Annotated in this window: 14 protein-coding genes; 5 read left to right on the top strand and 9 right to left on the bottom strand. The window is 71.0% G+C overall.

What is annotated here, in order from left to right; translation table 11 throughout:
• Both D7Y13_RS23870 and D7Y13_RS23865 read right to left on the bottom strand, forming a co-directional pair.
• A partial coding sequence (locus tag D7Y13_RS23870; protein WP_147452482.1) for an FHA domain-containing protein occupies window positions 1–768 on the bottom strand: 768 nt, incomplete at its 3' end.
• 28 nt (window positions 769–796) lie between these two features.
• On the bottom strand, window positions 797–1,858 hold the full coding sequence (locus tag D7Y13_RS23865; RefSeq protein ID WP_199732918.1) for a tetratricopeptide repeat protein: 1,062 nt from the start codon (window positions 1,856–1,858) through the stop codon (window positions 797–799).
• Window positions 1,859–1,961: 103 nt separating this feature from the next.
• Between D7Y13_RS23865 and D7Y13_RS23860 the strand changes: the two genes are divergently transcribed.
• On the top strand, window positions 1,962–2,480 hold the full coding sequence (locus D7Y13_RS23860) for a hypothetical protein (protein WP_120536639.1): 519 nt from the start codon (window positions 1,962–1,964) through the stop codon (window positions 2,478–2,480).
• On the opposite strand, the gene D7Y13_RS23855 is transcribed toward D7Y13_RS23860, so the two are convergent.
• Window positions 2,422–3,267 (bottom strand): RDD family protein, encoded by an 846-nt coding sequence (locus D7Y13_RS23855; RefSeq protein ID WP_120585392.1) that lies wholly within the window; start codon window positions 3,265–3,267, stop codon window positions 2,422–2,424. The genes D7Y13_RS23860 and D7Y13_RS23855 overlap by 59 nt on opposite strands.
• 248 nt (window positions 3,268–3,515) lie before the next feature.
• On the opposite strand from D7Y13_RS23855, the gene D7Y13_RS23850 reads away from it, so the two are divergent.
• Window positions 3,516–6,617 (top strand): cyclic nucleotide-binding domain-containing protein, encoded by a 3,102-nt coding sequence (locus D7Y13_RS23850; RefSeq protein ID WP_120536641.1) that lies wholly within the window; start codon window positions 3,516–3,518, stop codon window positions 6,615–6,617.
• A 7-nt stretch (window positions 6,618–6,624) separates the two neighbouring features.
• Here the strand turns inward: D7Y13_RS23850 and D7Y13_RS23845 are convergent, their stop codons facing one another.
• Window positions 6,625–8,010, bottom strand: coding sequence for a hypothetical protein (locus D7Y13_RS23845; protein ID WP_120585393.1), 1,386 nt, complete (start codon window positions 8,008–8,010; stop codon window positions 6,625–6,627).
• Between the two features lie 138 nt (window positions 8,011–8,148).
• Between D7Y13_RS23845 and D7Y13_RS23840 the strand changes: the two genes are divergently transcribed.
• The 3 genes from D7Y13_RS23840 to D7Y13_RS23830 all read left to right on the top strand — a co-directional run bounded on the left by D7Y13_RS23840 (window position 8,149) and on the right by D7Y13_RS23830 (window position 11,301).
• On the top strand, window positions 8,149–9,714 hold the full coding sequence (locus D7Y13_RS23840; protein WP_120585394.1) for a bifunctional metallophosphatase/5'-nucleotidase: 1,566 nt from the start codon (window positions 8,149–8,151) through the stop codon (window positions 9,712–9,714).
• Window positions 9,715–9,823: 109 nt separating this feature from the next.
• Window positions 9,824–10,843, top strand: a complete 1,020-nt coding sequence (locus tag D7Y13_RS23835; RefSeq protein ID WP_120536644.1) for a stage II sporulation protein M — start codon at window positions 9,824–9,826, stop codon at window positions 10,841–10,843.
• Window positions 10,840–11,301, top strand: coding sequence for an inorganic diphosphatase (locus tag D7Y13_RS23830; RefSeq protein ID WP_120536645.1), 462 nt, complete (start codon window positions 10,840–10,842; stop codon window positions 11,299–11,301). The genes D7Y13_RS23835 and D7Y13_RS23830 overlap by 4 nt, the downstream gene beginning before the upstream one ends.
• Before the next feature lie 9 nt (window positions 11,302–11,310).
• On the opposite strand, the gene D7Y13_RS23825 is transcribed toward D7Y13_RS23830, so the two are convergent.
• From D7Y13_RS23825 to D7Y13_RS23805, 5 genes are all read right to left on the bottom strand, one after another.
• Window positions 11,311–11,832: a GNAT family N-acetyltransferase gene (locus D7Y13_RS23825; RefSeq protein ID WP_120585395.1), complete on the bottom strand. Its 522-nt coding sequence runs from the start codon at window positions 11,830–11,832 to the stop codon at window positions 11,311–11,313.
• 11 nt (window positions 11,833–11,843) lie between these two features.
• Window positions 11,844–13,151 carry a DUF58 domain-containing protein gene (locus D7Y13_RS23820; protein ID WP_120585396.1) on the bottom strand — a complete coding sequence of 436 codons (1,308 nt, stop codon included), beginning with the start codon at window positions 13,149–13,151 and terminating at the stop codon, window positions 11,844–11,846.
• Window positions 13,148–14,149, bottom strand: coding sequence for an AAA family ATPase (locus tag D7Y13_RS23815; protein ID WP_120630785.1), 1,002 nt, complete (start codon window positions 14,147–14,149; stop codon window positions 13,148–13,150). The genes D7Y13_RS23820 and D7Y13_RS23815 overlap by 4 nt, the downstream gene beginning before the upstream one ends.
• Window positions 14,146–15,423 carry a DUF4350 domain-containing protein gene (locus D7Y13_RS23810; protein ID WP_120630784.1) on the bottom strand — a complete coding sequence of 426 codons (1,278 nt, stop codon included), beginning with the start codon at window positions 15,421–15,423 and terminating at the stop codon, window positions 14,146–14,148. The genes D7Y13_RS23815 and D7Y13_RS23810 overlap by 4 nt, the downstream gene beginning before the upstream one ends.
• The coding region (locus D7Y13_RS23805; RefSeq protein WP_147452481.1) for a DUF4129 domain-containing protein at window positions 15,416–17,111 on the bottom strand (1,696 nt) is incomplete at its 5' end. The genes D7Y13_RS23810 and D7Y13_RS23805, both read right to left, overlap by 8 nt.

Here is a 17,111-nt window from a genome sequence, read left to right as displayed (position 1 = left end):
GCGCGGCGGCGAGGGCGCCGGGGCGCTGACGGGGCTCACCTCGCTGGAGATGCTCACCGGCTCGTCGGGCGGCTCGGCGGGGTCCACGTAGACGAAGCGCGTGGCGCCAATCTCCACCTCGTCGCCGTCCTTGAGGGCCTTGCGGTTGACGCGCTTCTTGTTGACCTTGATGCCGTTGCGGCTGCCCAGGTCCTCCACGTGCGTGCCGGACCAGTCGCGGCGAATCTTGGCGTGCCTTCGCGAGACGAGGTCATCCTTGAGGATGACGTCGGCTTCCTTCTCGTCGCGGCCGAAGACGTGCTCCTGGGCGTCGGAGATTTCGATGCGCTGGCCTTCCTTGGGGCCGTTCATGTAGCGCAGGAAGCGCTCCTCGCCGCCGGCGAGCCCGCGCATCACGTCCTTCACCATGCCGCGCGCGATGAAGGACGTCTTGTCGCTCACGTCCTGGGCGATCTCGACGACCTTGTCGAAGCGGACGTCGTACTGCGCGATGGCGATGATGTCGCCGTTGCGCAGCAGCTCCTTCTCCCCCTGGGGCAGGGGCTTGCCATTGACCTTCGTGCCGTAGGCGCTGCCCAGGTCCTCCAGGAAGTAGAGCGTGCCTTCCTGGGTGATGCGCGCGTGGTTGCGCGACACGGCCTGCTGGGGAAGCATCACCTGGCAGGTCTTGTCCCGGCCCAGGGTGATGATCGCATCGTCGAGGACGACCTCTTTTCCAGAGGCGCCTCCAGCTTCACTGCGCTGCGTGACGGTCAGACGGACGCTCATCGCGTGGAGTCGCTACCCGGAGGGACGGCTAGAATGAGTCGTTGGCCAGGAATCTCTCACACGTCTGATACTCGGTGGGGAATTCCTCGGAGGTACCAAACTTCATGAAGTTCTTGCAGGCGGCCTCGGCGTGGGTCTGCTTGTGCGCGTCCGAGAAGATTTGAAACAGGCCGAAGTGGCAGGGCGCGAACTTGGCGTCCAGCTTCACGCACTTGCGGTAGGCGCCTTCCTCCTCCGTCAGCAGGCCCTTCTCGCGGTACTGGCGCGCGAGCAGGTAGAGCGCCGGGGCGCTGTTCTCCGCCGTCTGCGTGTCCTTGAGCTCCTTGAGCGCCGAGTCCGTCAGCGCCACCTTGCGCTGGGCGAGGGCCAGGTTGTTCAGGCAGCTGGAGTTCTTCTCATCCAGGCGGGCACAGTTGCCGAAGGCCTCGCGGGCCTCCGCGAAGCGGCTCTGCTCCATCAGCACCGTGCCCAGGTCGTGCCACACCTCCGAGGAGTCCGGGGTGAGCTGGGCGGCCTGGGAGATGTGCTCGAAGGCCGTCTCCAGGTCCTTCTCCTCGTAGGCCATGATGCCCAGGTTGTGGTGGGCGTTGGAGACGTTGGGGTTGACGGCGAGCAGGGTGTTGAACTCCTTGCGGGCCTCCTTCACCTTGCCCATCTTCATGTTGGTGAGGCCCAGGTCGTAGCGCGACTCCAGGTTGTCCGGGTTCACCTGCAGGGCGCGCTTGAAGTTGTCGTGGGCCTTTCCGTAGGCGCCTTCCTCCAGGTAGAGGACGCCCAGGTTCTGGTAGGCCTGCAGGTGCTCCTGGTTGTAGCGCAGGGCCTTGATGAAGAACTCCTTCGCCTTGGGCTTGTTGCCCGAATACATGGCGATGAGGCCCTTGTTGGCCCAGAGGTCCGCGTACTGGGGGGAGAACTCCAGGCCCAGGTTGCAGTAGGTCTCCGCCTTCTGGAGATCCCCGTTGGCCATCTCCTGCGCGCACAGCTCATTGTTGATGAGCGCCCGTTCGTGCGGCGGCGGCGTGTTGAGGCACGCGGTGGTGGTCAGGGAGGCGGCGGCGGTCAGCGTAAGGACAAGGCGGCGAAGACGCATGGCCGGCCGAGTGTAGGAGAGCGCCACCCCGTGAGGCAACGGCGGCCTGCCGGTGAATCAGCGCTGTTTTCCAGGGGTTAGGCCGGCTGTAGAGTGCCGCGCCATGCGGACCTACCTTTGTGCCTTTGGCTTGCTTGCCGCCCTCCTGGGCGCGACCCCCGCCCACGCCCAGTTCTCCAACCGGAGCCTGGGACTCTCCGTGGGCTACATGGACTTCAAACGCACCGCGGGACTCGCGGGCACGCCCTTCCTGGGCCTGGAGGGCAGCCTCTACGTGGAGAACGGCTTCGAGGTCGTCTCCCTGTCGAAGCTGATGTTCCCGAAGGACACCTTCGCCACCCCGGAGAAGCGCGTGGTGGGCCTGGCCCCGTCCATCGGCATCCGCTACCTGCTGCTGGAGGAGACGCTGCGTCCCTACATCGGCACGGACGTGAGCTACCTCATCGTCTTCAAGGAGAGCGTCAGCAACTTCGTGGGCATCGGGCCCAACGTGGGGCTGGACTACTTCGTGACGGACTCGGTGAGCCTGGGCGTGCGCGCGCAGTACAACTTCTACATCGCCCTCAACGAGGATACGCAGACGTCGCTGACCGGTTCGGTGGGCGTGGCGGCGTACTTCTAGGCGCGGACGGACGTCCCGGACGCGAGTTCGGGGCGGGCAGCAGCGTGGCGGCGACGAGCAGCGTCCACTTCTCGTCCGAGAGGTGGGCGGGCTTCTCCATCGCGAGCGAGTCCTGGAGCCGGGCGCCCAGCGCGGAGAACAGCCGCAGCCGGGCCTCCATCCGCAGCTCCTCGCGCCGCAGGGCCGCGGACAGCACCAGCTCCCGCTCCTCGGTGGACAGCCGCTTCACGCGGGAGACGAACAGCGGATCCGCCAGGAGCCCCTCGTCGCCCCGGGTCTCCAGCGCGGAGGGCACCTTGAGGCGGCGCTCGCGCACGACGATGGTGCCGGCGAGCAAATCTCCCAGCCGCTGGTGCGAGCGCGAGACGAGCGCGGTGGTGCCGCCCACCAGGTAGAGCAACGGCAGCCGGTCCACGACGCGCGCCAGGTTGCGCAGCGCCGCGTGGTAGAAGCCGATGCGCACGCCGCTCTCCTGGATGACCCGCAGGGACAGGGCGCGCTTGCCCACCGTCTGCCCGGCCCAGGCGGTCTCCAGCGTGATGCCGTACCCCCAGTCCACCAGGAAGTAGATGACGATGCCCAGCGCGCTGGCGAACCCCGGGAACGCGGCCATCGCGACCTGGAACACCAGCAGCACCACCGTGGTGGCAATCCCCACGATGACCGCGTCCACCAGCCACGCGAGGAAGCGCGAGTACACGCCCGCGAGCGTGAAGCGGAACTCCACGTACTCCGGGGTCAGCACCGTGTGGGTGCCGTCGAGCAGGGTGTCGGGGGCGGGCGTCACGAAGCGCAGTGTATGCCACCCGGCCCCCGTTCCCGGGACGTTCGCGGAAGGATTCCGTGGGGGCCGCAAGGATTCCGGAGCGTCTTCGCAGGCGCCTCGGTGCTTTCTCGGAGCTGCGTGTGCGCCTTGGGGGAGGGGCAGACGGGCGAGCATCCGCGTCCCTCCGGGGGACAGGTGCGGGGTGGGCCACAAGGGTGTTATTCGTGAATAGCGGGCTCCCACGCTATCCTGTCCGCATTCCCGCGCCCGTGGCCTCTTCCGAAACCTCATCCTGGAACCGCCGCGTGCTGCCAGCGGGCGCCTTCCAGTTCGCGCTCATCGCCGGGGTGACGCAGCTCAAGACGGCCGCGAACGCGCTGGTGCTGTCGCGCTTCGAGTCGCAGGCGCTGCCCTACCTGTATCTGCTGGGTGCGCTGATGACGGCGACGCTCACGCTGCTGCCCCGGGGCCGGCCCGACGCGCCCACGGAGTCTCCGGGCATCCTCACCGGCGTGGGCGGCGTGCTGGCGCTGGGGTTGGCTGCGGCGCTGTCAGCGGGGCAGCGCATGCCGGCGCTGGCGCTGTACCTGTTCGCGGACTGCTTCAGCACGTTCGTGTCGTTCCGCTTCTGGGGCCGCATGGCGTCCGCGTTCGACGCGCGCGAGGCGCGCCGGGCGTTCACGGTGCTCAACGGCTTCGGCATGGGCGGTGGCATCGCGGGCGGCCTGTTGGTGCAGGCGTTCGCGGTGCGGTTTGGCACGCCCGTGGTCGTGGTCAGCGGCGCGGTGAGCCTCCTGGCCGCGGGGGCCATCTTCCACCACCTCCACCAGACGGAGCCCGCGCCGCCCCAGCGCACGCGTTCGCTGCAGGCGTGGTTCCCCGCGTGGCGCTACCTGGGCGAGAGTCCGTACGCGCAGGTGCTCGCGGCGCTGGGCATCGCGTTCGCGGTGCTGTCGTCCTTCGTGGACTACCTGTTCCGCCTGCGCGTGGAGGGCACGCTCAGCGAGGACGGACTGGCGGCGCTCTTCGGTTCGTTGCAGCTGTGGATTGGCCTGTTCTGCGTGGCCTTCCAGTTGCTGGTGGCGGAGCGGCTGCTCAAGCGCATGGGCCTGCTGATGTACCTGGCGCTGGTGCCGGTGGTGCTCGCGCCGCTGGCGGGTGCGACGCTGGCGACGGGGCAGTTGTGGCCGGTGCACCTGCTGCGGCTGGTGGAGACGGCGGTGAGCTACTCCATCCTTCCGGTGGGCATCCAGTTGCTCTACGCGGCGGTGCCGGACGAGCAGCGCGAGGGTCTGCGCAGCGCGGTGGATGGCCTGTTGCGCAAGGGCGGCGTGGTGCTGGCGGGCGTGATGCTCATCGGCGCGGGGCGCGGGGCCAACGGCATCACCATGGCGGTGGCGGTGGTGGCGCTGTGCGCCGCGCTGGGCCTGCTGCTCGTGCGCCTCAAGCCCGCGTACCTCACGGCGCTGGGCGAGCAGGTGGGCGCGCACGAAGAGGAAGAGGTCGAGCTGGGCGTCGATTCGCAGAAGCTGCTGGTGGAGGCGCTGGGCGCGCCCACGCCGGAGCGGGTGCTGCGCGCGGTGGACATGCTGGAGCAGGCGGAGGCGCCGCTGCGCCAGCACCTGGCCGCGCTCCTGGCCCACCCCCACGAGCGCGTGCAGGAGCGCGGCGTGACGCTGGCGCTGAGCCTGGAGGCGCGCGAGCTGGCGCCCATGCTGGAGCGGTTGGTGGAGGAGGGGCCCCGGCGTCCCCGCGACCAGGCCGTGTGGGCCCTGGCGCGCCTGTCGCCGGAGCGCGCGGAGCGGCTGTTGCCGCCGCTCCTGACGAGCTCCGACGTGGGCCTCCGGTGCGCGGCCATTGGCGCGCTGATGCGCACGCAGGTGAACTCCGCGGCGCTGGAGTCGCTGCGCGAGCTGCTGTCGAAGGGGGACCATGCCCCGGTGGCGGAGCGGCGCGAGGTGGCGCGGCTGCTGGGGCGGCTGAAGGATCCGCGCTTCGCGGGGCCGCTGTCGCTCTACCTGGAGGACATGGACATCTCCGTGCGGCGCGTGGCGCTGGTGGCGGTGGGGCAGGGCGGCTACGTGGAGCTGGCGCCGCGCCTCCTGCCGTTCCTCACCTGGCGCGAGGAGCGTCCGGGCGCGCGTGAGTCGCTGGTGCAGTTGGGCGACGCGGTGACGCCGCTGTTGGAGTTGCAGCTCAACAACAAGGCCGCGCCGCTGGCCATGCGGATGCAACTGCCCCGCGTGCTGCGCGGCATCGGGACGTCCGCGGCGTTGAACGCGCTGCTCTTCTCCAACGTGCGCGACGACGCGGGACTGCACTTCCGCATCGGCGCGCAGCTGTCGCGGCTCCGCGAGGAGCAGCCGGACCACCCGGTGGACGTGGACCGGATCCACGAGGCGCTGGGCCGCCGCCGCGACACGTACCGCCAGCTGGTGGGGGCCTTCCGCGACGTGCAGGCGGCGCTGGGGCCGCAGTCGCTGCTCACCCGCGCGGTGGGCGACCGGTTGGATCAGGCGCTGGAGCTGTCGTTCTTCCTGCTGGGCCTCTTGCACCCGCCCCAGGCGATGCGGCGGATCCACCAGCACCTGGTGGGCTCCGACTCCCGGCGCCGCGCGTACGCGCTGGAGCTGCTGGAGAACCTGGTGGCGGTGGAGGAGCGCGAGCTGGTGATGGAGCAGGTGGAGGCCCACCACCGCGAGCTGCCTCCCGGAGCGCCGGGCCGGCTGTGGCGGCGGCTGGCGGGGCTGGTGCAGAGCGAGGACGTGGTGCTGCGCGCGTGTGCCCGCCACGTGGCGCGGGTGAATGGCCTGGACGTGCTCCCGCAGGAGGGTGAATTGAGCGACAAGATCGTCCAACGGATGTTCGCGCTGGAAGGCGTGAGCGTCTTCTCGCAGAGCGACGTGGATGACATCGCCGCCATCGCGGAGGTGGCTCGCGAGGCCATGTACCGCACGGGCGAGCGCCTCTACAGCCAGGGCGACCCGGGCGACGCGCTCTACGTCATCGTCGAGGGCGCGGTGGACGCGTTCCGCAACGGCGAGCACGTGTTGCGCTTCCAGGCGAAGGAGGCCATCGGCGAGGTGAGCCTGCTGGATGGCGCGCCCCGTCCCACGGACATGGTGGCGGCGGTGGACTCGCGCGTGCTCGTCATCGACCGGCGCGACTTCCTGGACCTGCTGGCGGACCGGCCGGAGCTGCTCACCGGCTTCTTCCGCTCCGTGAGCCAGCAGCTCCAGAGCGTCATCGACCTGCCCGCGCGGCGGGAGACGGGACAGCGGCTGGAGCTGGGCGTCGCGCAGCAGCCGCCCGTGCCGCTGGAGGGCATTGGCGGACTGCCGCCCGAGGGCAACGCGCCCTCGGACGCGTGACGCGGCGTCAGTCCCCCACGTCGTGAGCGGGCGGCGCGGCGTTCTTCGATGGCTGCTGGGGATCCAGGCTGTGCAGGTGGGCCGCGGCCACCGACATGAACGGCCGCGTGAAGCAGCGGAAGGGCGGGAGGCTGCCCACGAAGCGCGACAACGCAAGGCCTGAGAAGGCCCAGGGCTGACGCTCCACGCTCGCGATGGGGGAGGCGACGTCCGCTGAACGGCGCGTCAACAGGCCTTCGTACCAGCGGAAGGGCCCCCAGCGCAGGAACGGCAGCACCCGGGCCAGCGCGGCCCAGCCGCGAAGGAACCAGGGCGGGCGGGAGACGGGCGACACCCAGGCGCGGTCGCTCTTGGCGGCGGTGAAGACGACGAGCCACCAGAAGCCCCAGGCGGTGCTGAGCGTGGTGAAAAGCACATCGCTCCAGCACACGGGCGCGGTGATGAGCGCCACGGCGGGGAAGCCCAGCGCGAAGAGCACGAAGGCCCTCCACCGGCGCCGCAGCTTGGCCTTGATCCACGGGATGTTGAGGCGCACGCGCGGGGCGATCTCCGGATCCTCGGGCGCGATGCCGGTGGCCAGACTCGCCTCGCGGGACATGACCGTGTGGAAGTCGCGCGACAGGGCGACGACCAACCACTGCACCGCGCTCAACGACGTGAAGAACAGCACCCAGAACTCCCAGCTGCCCAGGAAGAAGACGCCCTGGCGCAGCTCGGGCTTGTCGATGTTGAACCCCTTCTTCTGGGGCTCCTTCTGGATGGCGGGGCCCTTCTCCTTTGGAGCCTGGGGAGCACCCCGGATCGCCTGCTGGATGGCGGCGCGGACCGTGGCGGAGACCTGTTGGCCCAGGGCTTCACCGTCCTCCTCCTCGTCGCTGGCCTTCGCGGCCTCGGCGGCCTCCTCCGCTGCATCCCCGGCGGCGCTCGCGGCTTCGTCCGGCGCCACGCCGTCTTCCTTCGCGGCGTTGACGGCCTCCTCGACGAGCGCGCTCACCGCGTCGCTCACGGAAGGCGTATCCCCCGACGCCGTACCCTGGGGGCCCTTCGCGCCGAGCGCCGCCTCCAGCTCCCGGGCCCGCTGTTCGAGGCGCGCCTCGGCCTCCGGGCTCAGCGCGCGGGAGACCTGCTCGGCGCGCTTCGCCTTCGCCGCCGTCTCCTCCTGGAAGTTGTTCGCCGCCCAGAGGCCGGTGAGGGCCACGAGGAACGCCGTCTGGAGGCAGGTCACCCGCAGGTAGCGCGCGCGCGTCGGGGCATCCGCCAGCGTCGTCCTCGCGATGTGGAAGGGCAGGCTCGCGCCATAGAAGAACTGGCGGATGCGACCTTCCGGCAGCGCGCCCCGCACCGCCTGGAAGTGCTCGGCGCCACCGCGCGCCTCGTTCCACCAGTTCCTCACCCCGTCCCGCAGCGGCGAAGCGCCTGGACCGGACGCAGAGCCGCCGTCCGTTTCCTCTCGTAAAGGCTTGAAATCCTTGCCTTTCATGCCCGTCATTGCATCACGCTACCACGCCAGGGATGTGCTAAAGGCCGGGCCGTGAACCCGAACCTTCTCTCGCTGCGTCCCTTCCGTCGTCCTACCCGCCAGCTCCGGCTGTCGTCCGGCGCGCTGGTCCTCGCCTTGGGAGCCCTTGCGGGCTGTGAGAAGACTCCCCCTCCTGCCCCGGCCACGCCTCCTCCGGAGGCGCCCGCGAAGCCCGCGGTGCCGTCCGAAGTGACGGTGCTCGTCACCGGCAGCACCCGTGGACAGCTCCTGCCCGCCGACGGCAAGGGTGGCGCCGCGGAGCTGATGGGCCGCTGGGTGAAGGATGAAAAGCACTGTGCCGGTCCGCTGAAGGACGGCCAGGCGACCTGTCCGGATGCCGGCACGCTCGCCCTGACGACGGGCGACCTGTGGACGGGCCCGGCCATCTCCTCCTTCTTCCTGGGCGCTCCGACGGCCGAGGTGATGGGGCACATGGGCTATGCGGCCTCCGCGCTGGGCAACCACGAGCTGTCGTACGCCAAGGACTCCTTCCTGAAGAACCGCGCGGCGGGGGGCTTTCCCTTCCTGGCGGCGAACCTGAAGGTGACGGACGCGTCGCTGGCGAAGGACCTGTCCATGCCCGCGTTCCAGGTCTTCGACCGACGCGGCCTGAAGATTGGCGTGGTGGGCCTCACGTCGCAGAAGACGGTGGGCACCGTGATGTCCGGCCGCGCGGAGGGCCTGGAGGTCACCCCCTCCGAGGACGCGCTCAACACCGCGATCCCCGAGGCGCGCAAGGCGGGCGCGGACGTCATCGTCGTGGTGGCGGACCAGTGCCCCACCGACCTGCAGCCCGTGCTCGCGAAGCACCCCGACTGGAAGGTGTCGCTCGTCGCCGGTGGCCGCTGCGCGGAAGCGACGGCGCCCAAGACGGAAGGTGACACGACGTACGTGTCGCTGGGCCGCGGCTTTGATTCGTACCTGCGCGCGCACTTCAAGTTCGACCCGGCGAAGGGCGCGGGCCAGAAGCTGACCGGCGTGGAGACCCAGGTCGTCAACGTCACGGGCGGCACGCCGGACGCGGAGACGGCGAAGCGCATCGCCGAGTGGCAGACGAAGGTGGACGAGGCCCTGGGCCGGAAGATCGGCTTCACCAAGGCGGGCATCCCCCAGGACTCGCCGCTGATGGCGAAGTGGGTGGCGGGCGCGGTGCGCACGCAGCTCAACACCGACGTGGCCATCCTCAACAAGGGCGGCCTGCGCGGCGGTCTGCCGGCGGGTGACGTGACGCTGGGCAGCGTGTACTCGGTGATGCCGTTCGAGAACTCGCTGCTCACCGTGAAGCTCACGGGCGAGGACCTGGCCAAGCAGGCGGAGAACCCCACCGCGCTCGTGGCGGGCCTCACCCCGGCGGGCAAGGGCAAGTTCAAGGACGCCAAGGGCAAGGCCCTGGACCCGAAGAAGGAGTACACGGTGGCCACCGTGGAGTACCTGTACTTCGGCGGTGACGGCTTCGGCTTCGAGAAGCTGGATGCCAACCCGGCCGAGACGGGCATGGCGTGGCAGACGCCCGTCGTCGAGTGGACCCAGGCCCAGTCCTCCACCGAGGCGAAGCCGCTGGAGAAGCTCATCAAGTAGCGCAAGGAGCCTTCCGCTTCCGGAAGTCACGGGGCGCCGGCGCCTCCCTGTCACAGGGGAGGGCGACCGGCGCCTCGCTGTTTTCGGGGCTCGGCTAGAGTGTGGCGCCATGGAGATGGCGGAGTTCATCGAGACGCGGCGCCCCCGCTGGCAGCAACTGGAGTCGCTGCTGGACAAGTCCGAATCGGACGGGCTGCGCAAGCTGAGCCTGGAGGAGGCGCGGTCGCTGGGGAAGCTGTACCGCGCCGTCTCCAGCGACCTGTTGTGGGTGCGCGCGCGCAGCGGCTCCGCGGACGTGAGCGCGTACCTCAACGACCTGGTGGGCCGGGCGTACGCGCTGACGTATCCGGGCTCCCGGCCGCGCTTCGCGGACGTGTGGGCGTTCGTGTCGCGCGGCTTCCCGGCGCTGATGCACCGCGAGTGGCGCATGTACCTGGCGTCGGTGCTGCTGATGGCGGCGGGCGCGGGCTTCGGCTACGTGGGCATGGTGGTGGATCCGGACGCGGCGCACTACCTGGTGCCCGAGCAGCACCTGAACATGGACCCGGTGAAGCGCGCCGCCGATGAAGCCGCCGGCAAGGGCATGTCCGTGGAGGATCAGGCGCAGTTCTCCACGTTCCTCTTCACGCACAACATCCAGGTGGCCTTCCTGGCGTTCGCGCTGGGCATCACGCTGGGGCTGGGCACGGCGGTGATGCTGTTCGTCAACGGCCTGTTCCTGGGGGCGCTGGCGCAGGTGTACGCGGCCAAGGGGATGACGGGGTGGTTCTGGGCGTGGATCCTCCCGCACGGCATCCCGGAGCTGTCCGCCATCTGCATCGCGGGCGCGGCGGGGCTCGTCATCGCGCGCGGCATGGTGGCGCCGGGGGGCCTGACGCGAGGGCAGGCCCTGCGCAAGGAGGCGGTGACGGCGGTGAAGCTGCTGTTCGGCACGCTCGTGCTGTTCGTGCTCGCGGGCTTCATCGAAGGCACCGTGTCGCAGATCCACCCGCCGAAGCTGTCGGTGGCCTTCAAGATCTCCTTCGCGCTCACCGTGGGCGCGGGCGTCTACGCGTACCTGCTGTCGGACTGGATGCGCGGCCGACGGCGCGGGGCGCGGGCCCATGACCCGGTGGAGACCGCGGGATGAGCGTGGGGCGCGCTGCTTCCGTGCCGGACCTGTCCGTGCCGCCACTGCCGCGTGAGCCGGAGGTGCTCATCGAGTGCCCCCGCTTCTCCATGGTGAAGCGGCGCGCGGACGGGACGGTGGACTTCGTGTCGCCGCTGCCGTGTCCGTACAACTACGGCTCCATCCCGGGCCTGCTGTCGGATGACGGCGACCCGCTGGACGCGGTGGTGCTGGGGCCACGCCTGTCGCAGGGGCAGCGCGTGCGCGTGCCCGTGGTGGCCGTGCTGGGCTTCATCGACGCGGGGAAGGGCGACCCGAAGGTGGTGTGCGGCGCGCACCCGATGACGGCGTCCGAGCGCGCGGGCCTGGAGCGCTTCTTCCACGTCTACGCGCTGTTCAAGCGCGGGCTGCACCGCGTGCGCGGCGCCGTGCCCGACACGCGCTTCGTGGGGTGGCTGCGCGAAGGTCCGGAGTCCTGACGCGGTTTTTCAGCCCAGCGCCTTGGTCATCCGCAGCAGCCGGTTCTGCTTCAGGCCCTGCTCCAGCGGTCCCACCCACTTCTCCGGCTGGAAGCCCATCCGCGTCCAGAAGCGGTGCGCGGCCTCGTTCTGCTCCAGCACCGCGAGCCGCAGCAGCCTTCCACCCTGGGCGCGCACGTGCCCTTCGTAGGCACGGGCCACGCCCTCCCCCCGACCCTGGCCTCGCACTTCCGGCGCGAGGAGCAGGATGCCCAGGTACCACTCGCCCGGCGCCGGGAAGTCGCGCAGCGCTTCGAGGAGTCCCACGACGTCGCCTGCCGCCGTCTTCAACGCGAACAGGTGTCCCTGTCCGGGTGTGAGGTTTGGGGGCCGTTCAGCGGGGATGCGCCGGGCCTGATCCACCAGGGCAGGGCGACCGTAGGAGAGCTGGTGGAAGTCCTCGCAGCGCTCGAGCAGCGGCTGCAGGGCTTCCGTCTCCGCGTCGGGAATCTGCTCCGCCGTGAGGTCCCCTGCCTGGAAGGTGAAGTCCATGGGGCCCTCCGCTACAGGACGCCGCGCGCCTTGATGTCGAGATAGCGGTTCACCGCCGCGAGGCTCAGCTCGTCCGGGGCCACGTCCAGCATCTGCACGCCGCCCCGGCTCACGCGGGCCTTGAGCACTTCGCGGTCCGACAGCAGCTCCGACGCCACGGCGTGCTGGAAGGCCTGCTCGGGGCCGGTGGGCGGTGTGCGCAGCAGCTTCTGCAGCGCCGTGTCCTTCACCGACAGGCACAGCGGGACATGGCGGCGCGCCAGCCGGTGCAGGGGCGCGACCAGCGTGTTGGCCTGCTCCTCGTCGAGGAAGTCGGTGAAGACGCACAGGAGGCTGCGCCGGTTCAGGCGGACATTCAGCTCCTTGAAGAGCGCCAGGTAGTCCACGTACGTGAGGCTGGGCGTCGCGGAGTACAGCGTGTCCACCAGCTTGCGGTACTGGCCCCGGCCCGCCGCGGGAGGCAGGTACGCCTTCACGCCGTCCGCGAAGAGCGCCAGGCCCACGCGGTCCCCGTTGCGGATGGCCACGAAGGCGAGGAAGAGCGCCGCGTTCACCGCGTGGTCCAGCTTCGTGAGCCCGTCCACCTGCGCCGCCATGGAGCGGCCCGCGTCCACGCAGATGAGCAGCGCCTGGGAACGTTCTGACTCCAGCACGCGCGTCACCGGACGGCCCCGGCGCGCGGTGGCCTTCCAGTCCACGTCGCGCACGCTGTCGCCCTGGGCGTAGTCGCGCAGGCGCGCGAACTCGCTGCCCCGTCCGTCGCGCCGCAGCTGCCGCAGGCCCAGGTTCACCAGGTCCAACGCCGCGCCCGACAACAGCAGCCGCCGCGCCCCGCGCAGGTCCGGGTACACCGACACCGAGCGCGCGGCGACGAAGGTGCGCTCCTGTGACATCAGCCCCAGCGGGCCCTTCACCCGGACGTGCACGTTCCCGAACGCGAACTTGCCGCGCTTCACCGGCGTGGCCCGGTACACCCACTGCGTCTGGCTGTCCGGCGTGAGGCGCAGCGTGGCTTCGTCGGGCTCGGTGGTGAAGTCCGACGGGGCGTCATCCTTCACGCGCACCTGCACGGTGCCCCGGCCCCGTTGCACGAGGCGCACTTCCACGCGGTTGGCCACGCCGACGTTGAGGCGCTCTGGCAGCGTGCGGTGCACCTCCAGCCTCACGCGGCGGGCCAGGAGGTAGTCGAACGCGGCCAGGGCCAGGGCCAGGGCGTCCAGCGCCAGCACCGCGCCGCCCAGGCCCGGGAAGAAGCCCGCCAACGCCATGGGCAGCGCGAGCAGGGCCAGGAGCCCCCACAGGCGCTCGGAGGGAATCACCGGGGGACCTCGACGCCCTGGACCACCTCACGCAGCACGTCCGCGGGCGTGGCCCCGTCCAGCTCCGCGTCCGGCGACAGGAGCAGGCGGTGGCGCAGCACCGGGCCCGCGAGGAAGCGCACGTCGTCCGGCGTGACGAAGTCGCGGCCCCGGAGCGCCGCCAGCGCCTTGGACGCGAGCAGCAGGTGCACGCCCGCTCGCGGCCCCGCGCCCAGGCGGATGTTGGGCGAGGCACGCGTCGCGGACACCAGCTTGCGGATGTAGCCCAGCACCGGCGGCTCCACGTTCACTTCGCTGAGCGCTGCTCGCGCCTGGAGCAGGCCGTCCTTCGTCACCGCCGCGTTCACGCCCGCGCGCGACAGGTCACCTGAGTCGAAGCCCCGGTGCACGGCGTCGAGGATGGCGTCCTCTTCCTCCGGCGCGGGGTAGCCCACGTCGATTTTGAGGAGGAAGCGATCCAACTGCGCCTCGGGCAGCGGGTACGTGCCTTCGGACTCCACCGGGTTCTGCGTGGCGAACACCGTGAACATGGGGGAGAGCAGCATGTTGCGGCCCTCCAGCGACACGGCGCGCTCCTGCATCGCCTCCAGCAGCGCGGACTGTGTCTTGGCCGGGGCGCGGTTGATTTCGTCCGCCAGCAGCAGGTCCGTGAAGATGGGCCCGCGCGCCAGGACGAAGCTCTGCGTCTTCAGGTCGAAGACGCTGGTGCCCAGGATGTCCGCGGGCATCAGGTCCGGCGTGAACTGGATGCGCTTGAACTCCGCGCCCACGCTGCGCGACAGCGCCTTGGCCATCAGCGTCTTCGCCACGCCGGGCACGCCCTCCAGCAGGATGTGGCCTCCGGCGACGAGCCCGCAGAGCATCAGCTCCAGCGGTTCGTCCTGTCCGACCACGGCCTTGCGCACCTCGTGGAGGACGCCCTCGCGGATGGCGTTGGCGGCCCGCACGGCATGGCCGCCGTCCGGGGCGGGAGGAGGGGAGAAGGGCGGGGCGTTCATGGGGTTCCGGGTCGGGGCCGGCCAGTGCCGGCGGGGTGGATGCGCTCGCGCAGGTGCGCGGCGGAAGTGGCGAGGGCCTGCAGGTCGGCGTCCTTCTGCACGGCGTCGGACTGGCGGGCCACGTCGACGAGCCCGTCCGCCAGGTCCTGGCGTCCCCGCGCGCGCAGACCTTCGGCGACGGCGGCGACGGTGGAATGGGAGGGCAGGCCCGCGAGCGGCGCCAGTTGCTGCGTGAGGCCCCGGGAGATGAGCCCCGCGGCGAAGGCGTGGTGGCGGCCCTCGCGATAGAGCCGGCTCATGGCGAACAGGGCATCCGTGGCGCCCACGCGCATGGCCTCCGGGGGCGGCAGCGGCCGGCCGAAGCGCTTCAGGGCGCCCGCCCACAGCACGACGCCGAAGAGCAGTTGCGCCACCGCGAAGTGCAGGCCGTAGCGGCGCGCGAAGTCCACGAGCGAGCGCTCGTTGGTGAAGCCGTGGTGGAACTCGTCGAAGGCGTAGGGGCCGGGGCCCAGGGCGCCCAGCGCGCTCAGCCAGAACTGGGCGTTGTCCGCCCGCGCGAGCGCCAGGTTCATCGCGAGCTCCGGGGCGCCCACCACCAGCACGCGGCCCTCGCCCAGGGGAATCACCGCCGCCACCGGCAGGCCCATCCGTTCGTCCTCCAGGACGGGGACGGCGTTCTCCGGCAGCCGCAGGTAGGCCTGCACCTTCGTCTCCACGCGCTCCACGCCCAGCGTGTACGGCGTGGGCAGCGGCGCCACCAACGTGCGCATGGGCAGCGACGTGTCCGCCTTGTCCAGCTTCACGCCCAGCGCGTCCAGCAGCGGGTTCTCGCGGGAGCCCCAGGGCACGTACACGAGCGAGTGGCCCGCGCGCACGTGCTTCAGCACCCGCTCGAGTTCGGCGTCGTCGAGCTGCTGGGCCCGGAGCGCGTTGAAGCCCAGGTGCGGTGCTTCCTCGTCGCTCACACCCGCGTCCAGGGCCGAGGCGAGCCGCGTCTGATCCGGATCCTCCTCGTGCGAGCCCTCCACGTCGACGGCGAAGAGCACCAGCGCTTCCTGTCCGGACACGAGGCGCAGGTCCGCCATGTTCCGCGTCACCGGCAGGCCGCTCTCCTGCGCGAGCAGGAACAGGGCCCGTGCGCCATCCGGATCCGCGCGGAAGGTGGACAGCGGATCCGCGAACCCACCGCGCTGGGCGCCGCGTACCAGGAACGCGCCCAGCACGCCGGCCAGCAGCAGGCTTCCCAGCACGAGCAGCGGAAAGCGGTCACGCACCGGCGGCCTCCTGCGCGGGCGGCGCGGCGAGCAGCGGGGCGGTGATGGCGCGGAACTCCGTGTAGCCGTCCTTGCCCACGGGCACGTTGCCGTACCAGGCGAAGTCGAAGCGGCGCGTCAGCTCTCGGAAGGGGGCCTTCACCTCCGGCCGGCCCCGGAACGCGCGCAGGTAGTCCCAGTTGCTCAGCGTCTCGTCGTACAGGATGGCGCCGTCGCGGTGCAGGCGCGACAGCAGCGCCAGGTACAGGTTGCGCACCGCCTCGCGGTATTCACCCCGGGCCGCCAGCGCATCGGCCAGGTGCGCCCAGCCCTCGGGCGGACGCGACAGCGCATGATCCGGATTGCCCGCGAGCGCCGCGGCATCCACCGTGCTCACTTCCAGCGCCGGGCCTGTCTCCCCGCGCCGCCGCTTCAGGACGTTCACCACAATCACGGCCAGCACCGCCAGCGTCAGCGCCACCAGGGCCACGACCACGACGTTCGCCGCCGCGCCGCCACTCAGCGGCAGGGCCGTCTCCCTCGGCTGCGGCAGCGGATCCTTGCGGCGGAAGAGGTCCTCCAGCCACTGGCCCAGCCAGTCGATGAACCTGCGCCACCAGCCCGATTCCTCGGGGACTTCTTCTTCCTTCGGCTCCTTCGGTGCCTTCTCCGGCCGGTCCTGGAACTCCGGCCGCGCGAGGATGGAGCGCGCCCGGTCCGTCGCCGCCCGCGCATCCACGCGCGCCTGGGCCTCCGCGGTGGCCGTCACCTGCGCGAGCCCCGACTCCAGCGTCACCGCCGCCGACTCGCAGTCATCGTCGTCGTAGGCCTGCTGCTCCAGGTGGCGCACGAAGCGCTCCAGCTTCGCGCCCTCCGCCGTGCCCAGCGCGTCGAAGTCCTTCAGCGCGGTGCCCTCCACCAGCTCGGGCATCTCACAGGCTTCCGCCACCTTCTCCAGCCGCGCGCGCACGGCCTTGCGCTCGGACGTCTCCGGCTTCTTCGCCGGCGCGGCCTCGGCCGGGGTGGGGCTCCCGAGGAGCAGGCCCACGGCCAGGAGCAGCGCGGCGGCGACCCCCTTCGCGTCTCCAGGGCCCACCGCGCCGCGCTTCGCGTTCCGCTCCGGAAGCTGCTGCACGGCGGCCAGCAGATCCAACCCCTCCTGCCGCACGCGCCCGTCGACGAGCAGCAGCGTCGCGGTCGCCGCGCGCAACGGCTCGAAGAGCGCGAACGTCGTCGCCGCGAGGAACATCAGCCACGGCGGGTTGTCCAGCGAGGCGAACCGCTCCGTGAACGTCAGGTCGATGCCCACCAGGTGCCGCGCCAGGTACAGCAGGAAGTTGATCCCCACGTGCAGGTTGAAGAACACCAGCACCTGCACGACCATCAGCCACCGCACCCCCGTGGCCGTGCCCCGGGAGGGCCCCAAGAGCCGCGAGCACAGGCCGTACAGCTTCAGCGGGCTGCCCCGGCCCTGCATCGTGGCCGCGTAGCCCACGCCCTGCGCGGAGAGGACGAACAGCGAGATGCCCAGCGACAGCGTCATGGTGATGAGGTTGAAGAACGCCAGATACGCCACCGCGATGCACAGGCTGGGCAGCCGCCCCAGCGCCGCCCGCATGGACGGACGCACGGACGGCTCCGCCTGTGTGCCCAGCAGCACCTCCTGCACGTAGTGGCACGCCGCCCCCTGGCCCACGCCCCTCAAGAGC

The organism is Corallococcus praedator, from assembly GCF_003612125.1.
GTDB classification, from domain to species: Bacteria; Myxococcota; Myxococcia; order Myxococcales; family Myxococcaceae; genus Corallococcus; species Corallococcus praedator.
The sequence above is the reverse complement of the archived record's forward strand: the minus strand, read 5'-3'. Positions and strand labels throughout refer to the sequence as shown.